General features: G+C 71.6%; 15 protein-coding genes. 1 reads left to right on the forward strand and 14 read right to left on the reverse strand.

The window, feature by feature from the left end; translation table 11 throughout:
• Positions 1 to 160: 160 nt before the first annotated feature.
• The 13 genes from metK to pyrR all read right to left on the reverse strand — a co-directional run bounded on the left by metK (position 161) and on the right by pyrR (position 14,820).
• Positions 161 to 1,369: a methionine adenosyltransferase gene (gene metK, locus ACFYYR_RS07745; protein ID WP_388848172.1), complete on the reverse strand. Its 1,209-nt coding sequence runs from the start codon at positions 1,367 to 1,369 to the stop codon at positions 161 to 163.
• 246 nt (positions 1,370 to 1,615) lie between these two features.
• A complete protein-coding gene (coaBC, locus tag ACFYYR_RS07750; protein WP_388848175.1) occupies positions 1,616 to 2,824 on the reverse strand; it encodes a bifunctional phosphopantothenoylcysteine decarboxylase/phosphopantothenate--cysteine ligase CoaBC in 1,209 nt (402 codons plus the stop codon).
• 145 nt (positions 2,825 to 2,969) lie between these two features.
• On the reverse strand, positions 2,970 to 3,242 hold the full coding sequence (rpoZ, locus tag ACFYYR_RS07755) for a DNA-directed RNA polymerase subunit omega (RefSeq protein ID WP_005319902.1): 273 nt from the start codon (positions 3,240 to 3,242) through the stop codon (positions 2,970 to 2,972).
• A 28-nt stretch (positions 3,243 to 3,270) separates the two neighbouring features.
• Positions 3,271 to 3,867 carry a guanylate kinase gene (gene gmk, locus ACFYYR_RS07760; protein ID WP_351515453.1) on the reverse strand — a complete coding sequence of 199 codons (597 nt, stop codon included), beginning with the start codon at positions 3,865 to 3,867 and terminating at the stop codon, positions 3,271 to 3,273.
• A gap of 38 nt (positions 3,868 to 3,905) precedes the next feature.
• On the reverse strand, positions 3,906 to 4,229 hold the full coding sequence (locus tag ACFYYR_RS07765) for an integration host factor (protein WP_005319887.1): 324 nt from the start codon (positions 4,227 to 4,229) through the stop codon (positions 3,906 to 3,908).
• Positions 4,230 to 4,474: 245 nt separating this feature from the next.
• Positions 4,475 to 5,323, reverse strand: coding sequence for an orotidine-5'-phosphate decarboxylase (pyrF, locus tag ACFYYR_RS07770; RefSeq protein ID WP_388848179.1), 849 nt, complete (start codon positions 5,321 to 5,323; stop codon positions 4,475 to 4,477).
• Positions 5,323 to 6,438 carry a quinone-dependent dihydroorotate dehydrogenase gene (locus ACFYYR_RS07775; RefSeq protein WP_388848182.1) on the reverse strand — a complete coding sequence of 372 codons (1,116 nt, stop codon included), beginning with the start codon at positions 6,436 to 6,438 and terminating at the stop codon, positions 5,323 to 5,325. The genes pyrF and ACFYYR_RS07775 overlap by 1 nt, the downstream gene beginning before the upstream one ends.
• 267 nt (positions 6,439 to 6,705) lie before the next feature.
• On the reverse strand, positions 6,706 to 10,017 hold the full coding sequence (carB, locus tag ACFYYR_RS07780; RefSeq protein ID WP_388848185.1) for a carbamoyl-phosphate synthase large subunit: 3,312 nt from the start codon (positions 10,015 to 10,017) through the stop codon (positions 6,706 to 6,708).
• Positions 10,010 to 11,155, reverse strand: coding sequence for a glutamine-hydrolyzing carbamoyl-phosphate synthase small subunit (carA, locus tag ACFYYR_RS07785; protein ID WP_351509166.1), 1,146 nt, complete (start codon positions 11,153 to 11,155; stop codon positions 10,010 to 10,012). The genes carB and carA overlap by 8 nt, the downstream gene beginning before the upstream one ends.
• Positions 11,152 to 11,748, reverse strand: a complete 597-nt coding sequence (locus ACFYYR_RS07790) for a hypothetical protein (protein ID WP_388848189.1) — start codon at positions 11,746 to 11,748, stop codon at positions 11,152 to 11,154. Before ACFYYR_RS07790 ends, carA begins: the two co-directional genes overlap by 4 nt.
• Positions 11,745 to 13,037 (reverse strand): dihydroorotase, encoded by a 1,293-nt coding sequence (locus tag ACFYYR_RS07795; RefSeq protein ID WP_388848192.1) that lies wholly within the window; start codon positions 13,035 to 13,037, stop codon positions 11,745 to 11,747. Before ACFYYR_RS07795 ends, ACFYYR_RS07790 begins: the two co-directional genes overlap by 4 nt.
• Before the next feature lie 2 nt (positions 13,038 to 13,039).
• Positions 13,040 to 14,089 carry an aspartate carbamoyltransferase catalytic subunit gene (locus tag ACFYYR_RS07800; protein WP_351509172.1) on the reverse strand — a complete coding sequence of 350 codons (1,050 nt, stop codon included), beginning with the start codon at positions 14,087 to 14,089 and terminating at the stop codon, positions 13,040 to 13,042.
• A gap of 119 nt (positions 14,090 to 14,208) precedes the next feature.
• Entirely contained in the window at positions 14,209 to 14,820 is a 612-nt protein-coding gene (pyrR, locus tag ACFYYR_RS07805) for a bifunctional pyr operon transcriptional regulator/uracil phosphoribosyltransferase PyrR (protein ID WP_388848195.1), read from the reverse strand.
• A gap of 227 nt (positions 14,821 to 15,047) precedes the next feature.
• Here pyrR and bldD point away from each other — a divergent pair, with 227 nt between their 5' ends.
• Positions 15,048 to 15,548, forward strand: coding sequence for a transcriptional regulator BldD (bldD, locus tag ACFYYR_RS07810; protein WP_004948690.1), 501 nt, complete (start codon positions 15,048 to 15,050; stop codon positions 15,546 to 15,548).
• Positions 15,549 to 15,821: 273 nt separating this feature from the next.
• Here the strand turns inward: bldD and nusB are convergent, their stop codons facing one another.
• Positions 15,822 to 16,250 (reverse strand): transcription antitermination factor NusB, encoded by a 429-nt coding sequence (nusB, locus tag ACFYYR_RS07815; RefSeq protein ID WP_351509176.1) that lies wholly within the window; start codon positions 16,248 to 16,250, stop codon positions 15,822 to 15,824.

Consider the following 16,250-nt stretch of genomic DNA (forward strand, 5'->3'; position numbering starts at 1 on the left):
TGTCGTTCACCACCCCCCATCCCCAACCACACCCGCGGTGGGGGGGGGGGTGGGTGGGGGGGGGGGGGCCCCCGCGGGGGGGGGGGGGGGCCGCGCCCCCCCCCCCGGGGGGGGGCCCCCCCCCCCGGGGGGGCGGGCCCCACGGCGAAGCGGAACCGGGTTACAGACCGGCGGCGGCGCGCAGCGCGTCGACGCGGTCGGTGCGCTCCCAGGTGAAGTCCGGCAGCTCACGGCCGAAGTGGCCGTACGCGGCGGTCTGGGCGTAGATCGGCCGCAGCAGGTCCAGGTCGCGGATGATGGCGGCCGGACGGAGGTCGAAGACCTCGCTGATGGCCTGCTCGATCTTCTCCACCTCGACCTGGGCGGTGCCGAAGGTCTCCACGAAGAGACCCACCGGCTCGGCCTTGCCGATCGCGTAGGCGACCTGAACCTCGCAGCGCGAGGCCAGCCCGGCGGCGACGACGTTCTTGGCGACCCAGCGCATCGCGTACGCGGCCGAGCGGTCCACCTTGGACGGGTCCTTGCCGGAGAAGGCACCGCCACCGTGACGGGACATGCCGCCGTAGGTGTCGATGATGATCTTCCGCCCGGTCAGACCGGCGTCGCCCATCGGGCCGCCGATCTCGAACCGCCCGGTCGGGTTGACCAGCAGGCGGTAGTTGTCGGTGTCGAGCTTGATGCCGTCCTCGAGGAGCTGGTTGAGGACGTGCTCCACGACGAACTCGCGGATGTCGGGTGCGAGCAGCGAGTCCAGGTCGATGTCGGAGGCGTGCTGGGAGGAGACCACGACGGTGTCCAGCCGCACGGCCTTGTCGCCGTTGTACTCGATGGTGACCTGGGTCTTGCCGTCCGGGCGCAGGTACGGGATGGTGCCGTTCTTGCGGACCTCGGAGAGCCGGCGGGACAGCCGGTGCGCCAGGTTGATCGGCAGCGGCATCAGCTCAGGCGTCTCGTCGCAGGCGTAGCCGAACATCAGGCCCTGGTCGCCGGCGCCCTGCTTGTCGAGCTCGTCCTCGTCGCCCTCGACGCGCTTCTCGTACGCGGTGTCGACACCCTGCGCGATGTCCGGGGACTGGGCACCGATGGACACCGACACTCCGCAGGAGGCTCCGTCGAAGCCCTTCTTGGAGGAGTCGTAGCCGATCTCGAGGATCTTGTTCCGCACGAGTGAGGCGATCGGCGCGTAGGCCTTCGTGGTCACCTCACCGGCGACGTGCACCAGACCGGTGGTGATCAGCGTCTCGACGGCGACCCGGGACGTCGGGTCCTCCTTGAGGAGGGCGTCGAGGATCGTGTCGCTGATCTGGTCAGCGATCTTGTCGGGGTGGCCCTCGGTCACGGACTCCGAGGTGAACAGGCGGCGGGACACATCGCTCCCTGGGGTTGCAGCGGCTGCTGTCTCATCATGACCGGACCCGTCCGGGAGCTGCGCCCGACGCGGATCCGCGGACCAGTCTATCCGGCGCTTCCGCCGGGCGGACATGGCATCTCGCTCCGTGGGCGTCCGGTGACCTGCGACACAGCTCCGGCAGGAGATGTGCGCCACGCCCTGGGGGGTGCAGATGTCGGGCGTGTCGGCCAGGATCCGGCTCCCGGCGGGGCGAAAGGGAACATATCAGCGAAAGCGTCGGCTCACCAGGTCCCACACGGTGTCGGCCAGCGCCTCCTTGGGCCCCTGCGGCACCGGCGTCTCGGTTCCGTCGGCGGCCAGGACCACGGCCTCGTTCTCCTCCGAGCCGAAGGTCCGACCCTCCCCGACCTCATTGACGACCAGCAGGTCACAGCCCTTTCGGGCCAGCTTGGCGCGCCCGTTGGCGAGGACGTCGTCGGTCTCGGCGGCGAAGCCCACGATCACCTGGCCGGACCGCGCCCGGTCCGCGGAGATCTCGGCCAGCACATCGGGATTGCGGACCAGTCCGATCGGCTCGGGCTCCTGCCCGTCCTTCTTCTTGATCTTGCCGGTGGCGTACTGCGACGGGCGGAAATCGGCCACCGCGGCGGCCATCACCACGGCGTCGGCGTCGGCGGCCGCCTTCAGCACCGCCTCCCGGAGCTGCACGGCGGTGCCCACCCGGACCACCTCGGCACCCGCCGGGTCCGGCAGGCCGGTGTCGGCGGCGACCAGGGTGACCCGCGCTCCGCGGGCGACGGCGGTGCGAGCCAGCGCGTAGCCCTGCTTGCCGGAGGAGCGGTTACCGAGGAAGCGCACCGGGTCGAGCGGCTCGCGGGTGCCGCCGGCGCTGACGACCACATGCCGTCCGGCCAGGTCGGCGGTCACCTCGGCCGCGCCGCGGGCCAGCACCCGGCGGCAGGTCTCGAAGATCTCGCCGGGGTCGGGCAGCCGGCCCTTGCCGGTGTCCACACCGGTCAGCCGGCCGACGGCGGGCTCGATGACGACGGCGCCGCGGCGGCGGAGCGTCGCGACGTTCTCCCGGGTGGCCGGGTGCTCCCACATCTCGGTGTGCATCGCCGGGGCGAAGACCACCGGACATCGGGCGGTGAGGAGGGTGTTGGTGAGCAGGTCGTCGGCGAGGCCGTGGGCGGCCTTGGCGAGCATGTCGGCGGTGGCGGGGGCGACCACGACGAGGTCGGCGGCCTGGCCGATCCGGACGTGGGGCACCTCGTGGACGGTCTCCCACACCTCGCTGGAGACGGGGTTGCCGGAGAGCGCGGACCAGGTGGCCTCGCCCACGAAGTTCAGGGCCGAGCCGGTCGGCACGACCCGTACGTCATGGCCGGTTTCGGTCAGTCGGCGCAGCAGCTCGCACGCCTTGTAGGCGGCGATTCCGCCGCTGACCCCCAGCACGACCTTCGGCTTGTCCATCCTCGCCTCTCCCGCTGCCTGGCGCCGTCCGCACGCTCCGCGTCGGCGACGCCCCTGTGACACACCACAGGCCCGGCAGTGCGCTCCCCCAGCTGACGCTGGAAACCGCTCCCTGCCGGGCCTGTGTTTCTGAAGTTCTTGGTGCTTACTGCGCCGGGCCCTCGATGGCCTCGGAGGTCAGCAGACCCGCGTTGATCTCGCGCAGCGCGATCGAGAGCGGCTTCTCGTGCACGTGGGTGTCCACGAGCGGGCCGACGTACTCGAGCAGGCCCTCGCCGAGCTGCGAGTAGTAGGCGTTGATCTGGCGGGCACGCTTGGCCGCGTAGATCACGAGGCTGTACTTCGAGTCGGTCGCCTCGAGCAGCTCATCGATCGGCGGGTTGATGATGCCCTCGGGCGCGGTGATGGAAGAGGACACGCTCTACCTTCCGAAAGGGTGGAAAAGATCAAACAACTTGCATCAAGGCTAGCAGCTCACGGGAGACGTCCTCGACCGAGGTGTTCACCAGGGTCGTATCGAACTCCGACTCCGCGGCGAGCTCGACCTTGGCGGCCTCCAGCCGGCGCTCGATGACCTCGGGGGCCTCGGTGCCCCGGCCGGTGAGCCGGCGGACCAGCTCGTCCCAGCTCGGCGGCGCCAGGAAGACCAGCTGGGCCTCGGGCATGGATTCGCGGACCAGCCGGGCACCCTGGAGGTCGATCTCCAGGAGCACCGGCTCACCCGCCTCCAGGCGGTCGAGCACGGCCCTGCGAGGGGTCCCGTAGCGGTTGCCTGCGAACTCGGCCCACTCCAGCAGTTCGCCGTTGGCGATCAGCTTGTCGAACTCTCCGTCGTCGACGAAGAAGTACTGGACACCGTCCTGCTCGCCGGGGCGCGGCTTGCGGGTGGTGGCCGAGACCGAGAGCCAGACCTCGGGGTGGGCCTTGCGCATGTGCGCGACGACCGTGCTCTTGCCGACCCCGGAGGGGCCGGAGAGCACGGTCAGCCGCGGGTGTCTGACCGGGGATGCGGGGGTCGCCCCCCGGGAGACGTCAGTACTCATGCAGCGATTATCCAGGTTCTCAGGGGTGCCTGAGAACGTCAGGCGGCGCCGCCGCCGAACTCGCGCTCCAGGGAGGCGATCTGGTTGGAGCCGAGACCGCGCACCCGGCGGCTCTCGGAGATGCCGAGCCGCTCCATGATCTGCTTGGCGCGGACCTTGCCCACGCCCGGCAGGGACTCGAGGAGCGCGGAGACCTTCATCTTGCCGATGACATCGTTCTCCTGGCCCTGCTTGATGACCTCGTGCAGGGAGGCGCCGGAGTGCTTGAGTCGATTCTTGACCTCGGCCCGCTCCCGGCGAGCCGCGGCGGCCTTTTCGAGCGCGGCTGCGCGCTGTTCAGGGGTAAGGGGCGGAAGAGCCACGCCTACGTCACCTCGGATGTCGAACTGTCGGATACGGACCGGTGAGGAACCTAGTCGCCCCACACCTGCGGAGCAACGAGCAACGCGCTTGCACGTTCGCCCCCGACGGAGACTAGCGGTCCGGACCGCTCCAGTCAGCGAGAACTTACGAAAAGTCCTGGTCAGCCTCGCTTGACTTGGACAATTCGGGCAAATCACCACTCGTTTCGGCCGAATTGTTCAACAGAGTCGGTGGCCCGTCGCCGCTATCCGGCCCCGACAGCCGCTCTGACCTCGTCCGAAAAGCGTTCCGCGGCCTCTCGCAGACCCGCCGCGCCGGGCCCCTGGCGGAGCACTCCGCGGGAGACGCTGGGCACCACGTTGCGCACCGCCGCGCCGAAGACTCCGGGGAGATCGGCGGGGGTCGCGCCCTGGGCGCCGATGCCGGGGGCCAGCAGCGGACCGTTCACCGCCAGGTCGGCACCGGCGTCGCCGAGGGTGGCGCCCACGACGGCGCCCACCGAGCCGAGCGGCTCGGCGCCGGCGTTCTCCCGGGCAATGTGGTCCAGCATCACCTGTGCGAGTGAACCGCCGGTGCTCGCGGTTGCCCGCTGCACCTCCGCGCCCTCCGGATTGGAGGTCAGCGCGAGGACGAACACGCCGGTGCCGCTCGCCCGGGCGGCGTCCAGGGCCGGGCGCAGCGAGCCGAAGCCGAGGTACGGGCTGACCGTCACCGCGTCCGAGAACAGCGGGCTCGCCGGGTCGAGGTAGGTGGCGGCGTACGCGGCCATGGTCGAGCCGATGTCGCCGCGCTTGGCGTCCATGAGGACCAGCGCGCCCGCGGCCCGGGCGTCCGCGACGGCCCGCTCCAGGACGGCGATGCCGCGGGAGCCGAACCGCTCGAAGAACGCGGACTGCGGCTTGAGGACCGCGACCCGGTCGGCGAGGGCCTCGACGACCGTGTGCGTGAAGCGCTCCAGGCCGGCGATGTCGTCGCCCAGGCCCCAGTCGGTGAGCAGCGAGGCGTGCGGGTCGATGCCGACGCAGAGCGGCCCACGGGTGTCCATGGCGCGGCGCAGCCGGGCGCCGAAGGGCTCGGAGGGATTGGTGGTCATCAGGCGGTCGCCTCACGGGTCTCGGCGCCGACGGCGTCGGCGAGCGTGGCGTAGGGGCTGGCGGCGAGGCGGGCGGCGAGCCCGCGGTGGATCTCCCGGCACCAGAAGGGGCCCTCGTAGATGAACGCGCTGTAGCCCTGGACGAGGGTGGCTCCGGCGAGGATGCGCTCCCAGACGTCGTCGGCGGTGGTGACGCCGCCGACGCCGATCAGAGTGATCCGGTCGCCGACCCGGGCGTACAGCCGGCGCAGCACCTCCAGGGAGCGGGCCTTCACCGGGGCGCCGGACAGCCCGCCGGCGCCGATCCGCTCGATCTCCTGCGCGGAGGTGGCCAGGCCCAGGCCCTCGCGGGCGATGGTGGTGTTGGTGGCGATGATGCCGTCGAGGCCGAGCTCCAGGGCGAGGTCGGCGACGGCGTCGACGTCCTCGTCGGCCAGGTCCGGAGCGATCTTGACGAGCAGCGGGACCCGGCGGTCGGTGACGGTGCGGTCGGCGGCCTCGCGCACCGCGGAGAGCAGCGGGCGCAGGTGGTCGACGGCCTGGAGGTTGCGGAGTCCGGGGGTGTTCGGCGACGAGACGTTGACGACCAGGTAGTCGGCGTGCGCGGCGAGGCGCTCGGTGGAGGTCACGTAGTCGGCGACGGCCTCGTCCTCGGGGACGACCTTGGTCTTGCCGATGTTGACGCCGACGGTCGTCGGGAAGACCGGGTTGCGGGCCGCGAGGCGGTCGGCCACCGCCGCCGACCCGTCGTTGTTGAAGCCCATCCGGTTGATCAGGGCACGGTCCGGGACCAGCCGGAAGAGGCGCTGCTTCGGGTTGCCGGGCTGGGGCTGCGCGGTGACCGTGCCGATCTCGACGTGGTCGAAGCCGAGCATCGCCATGCCGTCGATGGCCACGGCGTTCTTGTCGAAGCCGGCGGCCAGCCCGAACGGGCCGTGCATCCGCCGACCGAGGGCCGTGGTGCGCAGCGCCCGGTGGCGCGGGGCGAGCACGGCGGCCACGAAGGTGCGCAGCACCGGGATGCCGGCGACGCGCCGGATCCAGCCGAAGGCCAGGTGGTGGGCGCGCTCGGGGTCCATCCGCCGGAAGAGCAGATCGAAGAGGAGACGGTACATGGGGTGCTTTCTGCGCGGGGCCGGGGTCTCCTGCGGAGCCCGCCGGGGGTCGGTACGGGTGAGGGCACCGGGAGAGGGGGACACCGGCCGGTGTCCCCCTCTCCCGGTGCCGGGGCCGCTCGCTCGGATCATGCCGGGCTCACGGGACCCGGTGCCGCGCCACGCCGGGGCGGCGTCGGTCGTGGCTCCGCCACAACGTCCGCCGCCGCCTTGCGCTGTGCGGCACCGGGGCCCGCTCACCGTCCGGCCCGATCCGAACGACAGGCCCTAGACCTCGCGGGCCGCGGTGAGGTGTTCCGCGTGCTCCTGGAGGGAGCGGACGCCGACGTCTCCGCGGCTGAGCGCCTCGATGCCCTGGACCGCGGCGGCCAGCGCCTGCACGGTGGTCAGGCAGGGCACCCCGCGGGCCACGGCCGCCGTCCGGATGTCGTAGCCGTCGAGGCGGCCGCCGGTGCCGTACGGGGTGTTGACGATCAGGTCCACCTGCCCGTCGTGGATGAGCTGGACGATGGTCCGCTCGCCCTCCGGGCCCTCGCCCTCGCTCTGCTTGCGCACGACGGTGGCGTTGATGCCGTTGCGCTTGAGGACCTCGGCGGTGCCGGAGGTGGCGAGCAGCTCGAAGCCCATGGCGACCAGCTCGCGCGCCGGGAAGATCATCGAGCGCTTGTCGCGGTTGGCGACCGAGACGAACGCCCGCCCCTTGGTGGGCAGCGCGCCGTACGCCCCGGCCTGCGACTTGGCGTACGCCGTGCCGAAGACCGTGTCGATGCCCATGACCTCGCCGGTGGAGCGCATCTCCGGGCCGAGGACGGTGTCCACACCGCGGCCCGAGGCGTCCCGGAAGCGGCTCCACGGCATCACGGCCTCCTTGACGGAGATCGGGGCGTCCAGCGGCAGCGTGCCGCCGTCCCCGGCCGTCGGGAGCAGGCCCTCGGAGCGCAGCTCGGCGATGGTCGCGCCCAGCGAGATCCGGGCGGCGGCCTTGGCCAGCGGCACGGCCGTGGCCTTGGAGGTGAAGGGCACGGTGCGGGAGGCGCGCGGGTTGGCCTCGAGGACGTAGAGGATGTCCCCGGCCATGGCGAACTGGATGTTGATCAGTCCGCGGACGCCGACGCCCTTGGCGATGGCCTCGGTGGAGGCGCGGAGCCGCTTGATGTCGAAGCCGCCGAGGGTGATCGGGGGCAGCGCGCAGGCCGAGTCGCCGGAGTGGATACCGGCCTCCTCGATGTGCTCCATGACGCCGCCGAGGTAGAGCTCGTGGCCGTCGTAGAGGGCGTCCACGTCGATCTCGATGGCGTCGTCGAGGAACCGGTCGATGAGGACCGGGTGCTCGGAGATCAGTCCGGCGTGCCGCTCCAGGTACTCGGCCAGCGAGGGCTCGTCGTAGACGATCTCCATGCCGCGGCCGCCGAGCACGTAGGACGGGCGGACCATGACCGGGTAGCCGATCTCGGCGGCGATCTTCTCGGCCTCGTCGAAGGAGAACGCCGTGCCGTACTTCGGCGCGGGCAGCCCGGCCTCGGTGAGCACCCGGCCGAAGGCGCCTCGGTCCTCGGCGGCGTGGATGGCCTCGGGCGAGGTGCCGACGATCGGTACGCCGTTGTCCTTGAGCGCCTGGGCGAGACCCAGCGGGGTCTGGCCGCCGAGCTGGACGACGACGCCCGCGACCGGACCGGCCTGCTGCTCGGCGTGGACGATCTCCAGGACGTCCTCCAGGGTGAGCGGCTCGAAGTACAGCCGGTCGGAGGTGTCGTAGTCGGTGGAGACGGTCTCCGGGTTGCAGTTGACCATCACGGTCTCGTAGCCGGCGTCGCTCAGCGCGAAGGAGGCGTGGACGCAGGAGTAGTCGAACTCGATGCCCTGGCCGATGCGGTTGGGGCCCGAGCCGAGGATGATCACGGCGGGCTTCCCGCGCGGCGCGACCTCGGACTCCTCGTCGTAGGACGAGTAGAAGTACGGAGTCTTCGCGGCGAATTCGGCGGCGCAGGTGTCGACCGTCTTGTAGACGGGACGGACGCCGAGGGCGTGCCGGACCTCGCGGACGACGTCCTCGCGCAGCGAGCGGAGGCCGGCGATCTGCGCGTCGGAGAAGCCGTGCCGCTTGGCGTCGGCGAGCAGCTCGGGACCGAGCTTGTCGGCCGCCGCGATGTCGTCCGCGATCTCCTTGATCAGGAAGAGCTGGTCGACGAACCACGGGTCGATCTTCGTGGCGTCGAAGACCTCCTGCGGGGTGGCACCGGCCCGGATGGCCTGCATGACGGTGTTGATCCGGCCGTCGGTCGGCACCTCGGAGGCGAGCAGCAGCGCGCCCTTGTCCCCCGGGTCACCGGTGAACGCGAACTGGCTGCCCTTCTTCTCCAGCGAGCGCAGCGCCTTCTGCAGCGCCTCGGGGAAGTTCCGGCCGATGGCCATGGCCTCGCCCACCGACTTCATGGTGGTGGTGAGGGTGGCGTCGGCGGCGGGGAACTTCTCGAACGCGAACCGCGGCACCTTGACGACGACGTAGTCGAGCGTGGGCTCGAAGGACGCCGGGGTCTTCTCGGTGATGTCGTTGGGGATCTCGTCGAGGGTGTAGCCGACAGCGAGCCGGGCTGCGATCTTCGCGATCGGGAAGCCGGTGGCCTTGGAGGCCAGCGCGGAGGACCGGGAGACGCGCGGGTTCATCTCGATGACGATGACCCGGCCGTCCTCGGGGTTGACCGCGAACTGGATGTTGCAGCCGCCGGTGTCGACGCCGACCTCGCGGATGACGGCGATGCCGATGTCCCGCAGGATCTGGTACTCGCGGTCGGTCAGCGTCATCGCCGGGGCGACGGTGATCGAGTCACCGGTGTGCACGCCCATCGGGTCGAAGTTCTCGATGGAGCAGACGACCACGACGTTGTCGTGCTTGTCGCGCATCAGCTCCAGCTCGTACTCCTTCCAGCCGAGGATGGACTCCTCCAGGAGCACCTCGGTGGTGGGCGAGAGCGTCAGGCCCTGGCCGGCGATCCGGCGCAGCTCCTCCTCGTCGTGGGCGAAGCCGGAGCCGGCACCGCCCATGGTGAAGGAGGGGCGGACCACGACCGGGTAGCCGCCGAGCGTGTCGACGCCCGCGAGGACGTCGTCCATGCTGTGGCAGATGACCGAGCGGGCGGACTCGCCGTGGCCGATCTTGGCGTTGACGGCCTCGACGACCTCCTTGAACAGGTCGCGGTCCTCGCCCTTGTTGATCGCCTCGACGTTGGCGCCGATCAGCTCGACGCCGTACTTCTCGAGGGTGCCCGCCTCGTGCAGGGAGATGGCGGTGTTGAGCGCGGTCTGGCCGCCGAGGGTGGGCAGGAGCGCGTCGGGGCGCTCCTTGGCGATGATCTTCTCGACGTAGTCCGGGGTGATCGGCTCGACGTACGTGGCGTCGGCGATCTCCGGGTCGGTCATGATCGTCGCGGGGTTGGAGTTGACCAGGATGACGCGCAGGCCCTCGGACTTGAGGACGCGGCAGGCCTGGGTGCCGGAGTAGTCGAACTCGGCGGCCTGGCCGATGACGATCGGGCCGGAGCCGATGACCAGGACGGACTGGATGTCGGTGCGCTTAGGCACGCTGGCCCTCCATCAGGCTGACGAAGCGGTCGAACAGGTAGGCGGCGTCGTGCGGACCTGCGGCTGCTTCGGGGTGGTACTGGACGCTGAACGCGGGCTGGTCGAGGAGCTGGAGCCCCTCGACGACCTGGTCGTTGAGGCAGACGTGGCTGACCTGGGCCCGGCCGTAGGGGGTGTCGGAGTCGCGGTCCAGCGGGGCGTCGACGGCGAAACCGTGGTTGTGCGCGGTGACCTCGACCTTGCCGGTCGTGCGGTCCTGCACGGGCTGGTTGATGCCCCGGTGGCCGTACTTCAGCTTGAAGGTGCCGAAGCCGAGCGCGCGGCCGAGGATCTGGTTGCCGAAGCAGATGCCGAAGAGCGGGGTCTTCCGCTCCAGCACGCCCCGCATCACGGAGACCGGGTGGTCGGCGGTGGCCGGGTCACCGGGGCCGTTGGAGAAGAACACGCCGTCCGGCTGGACCGCGTAGATGTCCTCGACCGTGGCGGTGGCCGGCAGGACGTGCACCTCGATGCCGCGCTCGGCCATCCGCTGCGGGGTCATGCCCTTGATGCCGAGGTCGACCGCGGCGACGGTGAAGCGCTTGGTGCCGACCGCCGGGACGACGTACGTCTCGGTGGTGGCGACCTCGGCGCTGAGGTCCGCGCCCTTCATCTGCGGCGCGGCCTGCACCCGGGCGAGCAGCGCCGCGTCGTCGGCGGACTCCAGCGCCGGGCCGGAGAAGATGCCGACCCGCATCGCGCCGCGCTCCCGCAGGTGCCGGGTGAGGGCGCGGGTGTCGATGCCGCTGATGCCGACGACGCCCTGGGCGGTGAGCTCCTCGTCCAGGGTGCGGACGGAGCGCCAGTTGGAGGGGATCCGGGCGGGGTCGCGCACGACGTAGCCGGAGACCCAGATCCGCGCGGACTCGGCGTCCTCGTCGTTGACGCCGGTGTTGCCGACGTGCGGGGCGGTCATGACGACGACCTGGCGGTGGTACGACGGGTCGGTCAGGGTCTCCTGGTAGCCGGTCATGCCGGTGGAGAAGACGGCCTCGCCGAAGGTCTCCCCCACGGCGCCGTAGGCACTGCCGCGGAAGGTACGGCCGTCCTCCAGGACGAGTACGGCGGGGGTCCTGTCCCCCCGGGTGGAGGTGGTCATCGTGCGCCTTCCTGGTGGTGCGGTTCGGCGACGCCGGTGTCGCCGGAGAGTTCGTTCAGGGCTTCGACCCAGGCCGGGTGCTCGGCGGCGTGGTCGGAGCGGAAGCCGGAGTCGATCAGGGTGTCCGCGTGCTGCCAGGTGATCACCAGCAGCCCGCCCTCGGTGAGGACCTTGCCCGCGATGCCCTTGTCGAGCCGGGCGCCGCGCAGCGCGGCCACCGGGACGAAGAAGTCCTGGGCGCCGGGGCGGACCACGGACAGGCCCTCGGGGTGCAGGGCCAGCTCGGCCCGGCTGCGGACGCCCAGGCCGTGGGCGACGATCCGGTCGAGCCACTGCCCGGCGGTGGTGCTGCCGTGGTAGCGCCCGCTGAGGGTGCGCAGCGGCTCCCCGGCGGCGTCGGGTGCGGCCGGGAGCGCGGGGAGGCCGGACTGGAGCAGCCGGCGCCACTTCCAGCCCTCGCGCATCAGCCAGTAGACGAAGGCGATGAAGATCAGCAGGCCGACGACCCAGCCGATGCGCGCCGCCCAGTCGGTCACTTCCTGGGACTTCCGTTCGGCCGCGAGATCCGCGGCCAGAAGGGTCAGAGGTGTCACGCCAGCTTCCCGTCCACGACCGTCGCCCGGCCCCGCAGGAAGGTGTGGGTGACGCGCCCCGGCAGCTCACGGCCCTCGTACGGGGTGTTGCGGCTGCGGGAGGCGAAGCCCGCGGGGTCCACCTCACCACGGTAAGCCGGATCGACCAGCGTCAGGTTGGCGGGCTCCCCCTCGGCGACCGGACGGCCGTGCCCCTGGAGGCGGCCGATCTCCGCCGGGCGGAACGACATCCGGTCGGCGACCTGGGCCCAGTCGAGCAGTCCGGTCTCGACCATGGTGTGCTGCACGACGGAGAGCGCGGTCTCCAGGCCGACCATGCCCATGGCGGCGGCACCCCACTCGCAGTCCTTGTCCTCGTGCGGGTGCGGGGCGTGGTCGGTGGCGACGCAGTCGATCGTGCCGTCGGCGAGGGCCTCGCGCAGGGCGTGGACGTCGGCCTCGGTGCGCAGCGGCGGGTTCACCTTGTAGACGGGGTTGTAGGACCGGACCAGCTCGTCGGTGAGGAGCAGGTGGTGCGGGGTGACCTCGGCGGTCACGTTCCAGCCCTTGGACTTGGCCCAGCGGACGATCTCCACCGAGCCCGCCGTGGAGAGGTGGCAGATGTGCACCCGGGAGCCGACGTGCGCGGCGAGCAGCACGTCGCGGGCGATGATCGACTCCTCGGCGACGGCCGGCCAGCCGCCGAGCCCCAGCTCCGCGGAGACCACGCCCTCGTTCATCTGGGCGCCCTCGGTCAGCCGGGGCTCCTGGGCGTGCTGGGCGACGACGCCGTCGAAGGCCTTCACGTACTCCAGCGCCCGGCGCATGATCACCGCGTCGTCCACGCACTTGCCGTCGTCGGAGAAGACCCGGACGCCGGCCGCGGACTCGTGCATGGCGCCGAGCTCGGCGAGCTGCTTGCCCTCCAGGCCCACGGTGACGGCGCCGACGGGCTGGACGTCGCAGTAGCCGGACTCCCGGCCGAGCCGCCAGACCTGCTCGACGACGCCGGCGGTGTCGGCGACCGGGAAGGTGTTGGCCATGGCGTGGACGGCGGTGAAGCCGCCGACGGCCGCGGCGCGGGTGCCGGTGGCGACGGTCTCGGAGTCCTCACGGCCGGGCTCGCGGAGGTGGGTGTGCAGGTCGACGAGGCCGGGCAGCAGCACCTTCCCGGCGGCGTCGATCACGGTGACGTCCTCGCCGTCGGCGGTCAGGCCGGTGCCGACGGCCGCGATGACGCCGTCGGCGATGATCACGTCCTGCGGCTCGCCTCCGAGGATCTTCGCGCCGCGAATCAGGGTCTTGCTCATGGTTACTTGCTCTCCTCGGGGCGGGACTGCGGGGTGCTGACGGCCGGCTCGGAGCCGCCCAGCAGCAGGTAGAGGACGGCCATCCGGATGCTGACGCCGTTGGCGACCTGCTCGACGGCGGTGCAGCGCACGGAGTCCGCGACCTCGGCGGTGATCTCCATGCCACGGTTCATCGGGCCGGGGTGCATCACGATGGCGTGGTCGGGCATCCGCGCCATCCGGTCGGCGTCGAGGCCGTAGCGGCGGGAGTACTCGCGCTCGGTGGGGAAGAACGCGGCGTTCATCCGCTCGCGCTGGACGCGCAGCATCATCACCGCGTCGGACTTCGGGAGCACCGCGTCCAGGTCGTAGCTGATCTCGCAGGGCCAGCTGCCGACGCCGATCGGCACCAGGGTGGGCGGCGCGACCAGGGTCACCTCGGCGCCCAGGGTGTGCAGCAGATGGACGTTGGAGCGGGCGACCCGGCTGTGCAGGACGTCGCCGACGATCGTGATGCGGCGGCCGGCCAGGTCGCGGCCGGTGCCGTCCCCGGGGCCGCGGTGGTGGGTCGGGCCGCCGTCCGGGGCGCCGGCCAGGTGGCGGCGCATGGTGAAGGCGTCCAGCAGGGCCTGGGTGGGGTGTTCGTGGGTGCCGTCGCCGGCGTTGACCACGGAGCCGTTGATCCAGCCGGAGGTGGCCAGCCGGTGCGGGGCGCCGGAGGCGTGGTGGCGGATGACCACGGCGTCCGCGCCCATCGCCTCCAGGGTGAGCGCGGTGTCCTTCAGCGACTCGCCCTTGGAGACCGAGGACCCCTTGGCGGAGAAGTTGATGACATCGGCGGAGAGGCGCTTGGCGGCGGCCTCGAACGAGATGCGGGTGCGGGTCGAGTCCTCGAAGAAGAGGTTCACGACGGTACGGCCGCGCAGCGTCGGCAGCTTCTTGATCGGCCGGTCGGCGACCCGGGCCATCTCCTCGGCCGTGTCGAGGATCAGCACGGCGTCGTCGCGCGAGAGGTCGGCGGCCGAGACGAGGTGACCGGGGTTCCGGGGGCTCTCCCCGGGAAGGTGCAGCATCCGGAGTCTCCGTGGGTGAGGGAGGTGAACGGGGGTGCGCACGGGCAGCGGTCCGGAGTCCCGCCCGGAATCCGCCGTGCCGGGGGGGGCAGGAGGACGTACGGGAGGGACGGCGGGCGCTACTGCCCGTCGGCGGCCGGAGCGGTGGCCTCGGCGTCCGCGGGCGCGGCGGGCCGGACGCCGAGGAGCACGCTGTCGCGGCCGTCCTCCTCGGTGAGCTGGACCTTGACCGTCTCGCGCAGCGATGTCGGGAGGTTCTTGCCGACGTAGTCGGCACGGATGGGGAGTTCACGGTGGCCGCGGTCGACCAGGACGGCGAGCTGCACGCCGCGGGGGCGGCCGATGTCGCCGAGCGCGTCGAGCGCGGCGCGGATCGTCCGGCCGGAGAACAGCACGTCGTCGACGAGGACGACCAGCCGGCCGTCGATGTCGTCACCGGGGATCTCGGTGCGGGCGAGAGCACGGGCCGGGCGCAGCCGCAGGTCGTCCCGGTACATGGTGATGTCCAGGGAGCCGACGGGAACGGCGCGGCCGGTGATCGATTCGAGCTTGGCCGCGAGCCGGCGGGCGAGGAAGACGCCGCGGGTCGGGATGCCGAGCAGCACCACGTCGTCGGCGCCCTTGGCGCGTTCGACGATCTCGTGGGCGATGCGGGTGAGAACCCGCGCGATGTCCGGGGCCTCCAGCACGGGGCGTGCCGGTTCCACGGTCTTGGGGCCGAGTGCGTCCATACGAAACGGACCTCCTTCTCCGCCTCACGGGACGGACTTTAAAGGACGTCGAAATTACGCCGCCCACGGTACCAGGGCCGAGGAACAGGCTGGGAGGCGGCCTCCCGGAGCCGGCCCGGATCGTGCCCGGACCCCGCCCGAGCTGCGGCCCGGACCATTCGGCTTGACGAGTGAGATTACGCTGCGTAACCTCACAGTGAGTTACCAGCCTTCGTCCGGGGAGCTATATGTCCAGCGAATACGCCAAACAGCTCGGGGCCAAGCTTCGCGCCATCCGCACCCAGCAGGGGCTCTCCCTGCACGGTGTCGAGGAGAAGTCTCAGGGCCGCTGGAAGGCCGTCGTCGTCGGTTCCTACGAGCGCGGCGACCGCGCGGTGACCGTGCAGCGCCTCGCCGAGCTGGCGGACTTCTACGGGGTGCCGGTGCAGGAGCTGCTGCCGGGAACCACGCCGGGTGGTGCCGCCGAGCCGCCGCCGAAGCTGGTACTGGACCTGGAGCGCCTGGCCCACGTGCCGGCCGAGAAGGCGGGCCCGCTGCAGCGCTACGCCGCCACGATCCAGAGCCAGCGAGGCGACTACAACGGCAAGGTCCTCTCGATCCGTCAGGACGACCTGCGCACGCTTGCCGTCATCTACGACCAGTCCCCCTCGGTGCTGACCGAGCAGCTCATCAGCTGGGGTGTGCTCGACGCCGACGCACGGCGTGCGGTGCAGCACGAGGACGCCTGACCCTCGTCGATCACCGACCGGGCCCGCACGGGCCCGCCCAGCACCTCAGCAGAAACGTGCCGCCGCCGCGGGCGGAAACCTTCCGGGTCCCGCTCCGGCGGCGGTTTCGTTTTTCCGGGGCGGTGACGGCTCTCGCTGTTCCGGGGCGGTGACGGCTCTCGCTGCTGGTGCGCCTGCCGGCGGTTCACCTGGCTGCACCGCCCGCCGCCGACATGCGTCCGGGCCCGGAGCGCAGTGCGCTCCGGGCCCGGTGACGGCCGTACGGCGGCGGGGCTACGCCCTGCGCAGCGACGGCTTGAGCTCCTTGAGACGGCCCAGCAGGCCGTTCACGAAGGCCGGGGAGTCATCGGTGGAGAACTCCTTGGCGAGCTGCACCGCCTCGTCGATCACCACCGCGTCCGGGACCTCGTCCTCCCAGATGAGCTCGTGGGCGCCGAGCCGCAGAATGTTGCGGTCCACCACGGGCATCCGGTCGAGCGTCCAGCCGACCGCATAGGTGGCGATCAGTTCGTCGATCCGGTCCGCGTGCTCCGCGTACCCCTCGACCAGCTGCATCGTGTACTCGTTGACCGGCGGCTGCCGGTCGTCGGTCCGGGCCAGCCGCATCCAGTCCGCGAGCACGGTCTGCACGGACGTACCGCGCTGGTCGGACTCGAACAGAATCTGGAAGGCCCGCTTGCGGGCCTTGTTCCGGGCCGCCAC

Origin of the sequence: Streptomyces sp. NPDC001922 (assembly GCF_042891165.1) — a bacterium.
In the GTDB taxonomy this organism is placed as follows: domain Bacteria; phylum Actinomycetota; class Actinomycetes; order Streptomycetales; family Streptomycetaceae; genus Streptomyces.

Coding starts and splice junctions, on each gene's coding strand:
- bldD (WP_004948690.1), top strand. CDS start 15,048: ATGTCCAGCGAATACGCCAAACAGCTCGGGGCCAAGCTTCGCGCCATC.
- ACFYYR_RS07800 (WP_351509172.1), bottom strand. CDS start 14,089: ATGCTGCACCTTCCCGGGGAGAGCCCCCGGAACCCCGGTCACCTCGTC.
- ACFYYR_RS07775 (WP_388848182.1), bottom strand. CDS start 6,438: ATGTACCGTCTCCTCTTCGATCTGCTCTTCCGGCGGATGGACCCCGAG.
- gmk (WP_351515453.1), bottom strand. CDS start 3,867: ATGAGTACTGACGTCTCCCGGGGGGCGACCCCCGCATCCCCGGTCAGA.
- pyrR (WP_388848195.1), bottom strand. CDS start 14,820: ATGGACGCACTCGGCCCCAAGACCGTGGAACCGGCACGCCCCGTGCTG.
- pyrF (WP_388848179.1), bottom strand. CDS start 5,323: ATGACCACCAATCCCTCCGAGCCCTTCGGCGCCCGGCTGCGCCGCGCC.
- coaBC (WP_388848175.1), bottom strand. CDS start 2,824: ATGGACAAGCCGAAGGTCGTGCTGGGGGTCAGCGGCGGAATCGCCGCC.
- carA (WP_351509166.1), bottom strand. CDS start 11,155: ATGACCACCTCCACCCGGGGGGACAGGACCCCCGCCGTACTCGTCCTG.
- ACFYYR_RS07795 (WP_388848192.1), bottom strand. CDS start 13,037: ATGAGCAAGACCCTGATTCGCGGCGCGAAGATCCTCGGAGGCGAGCCG.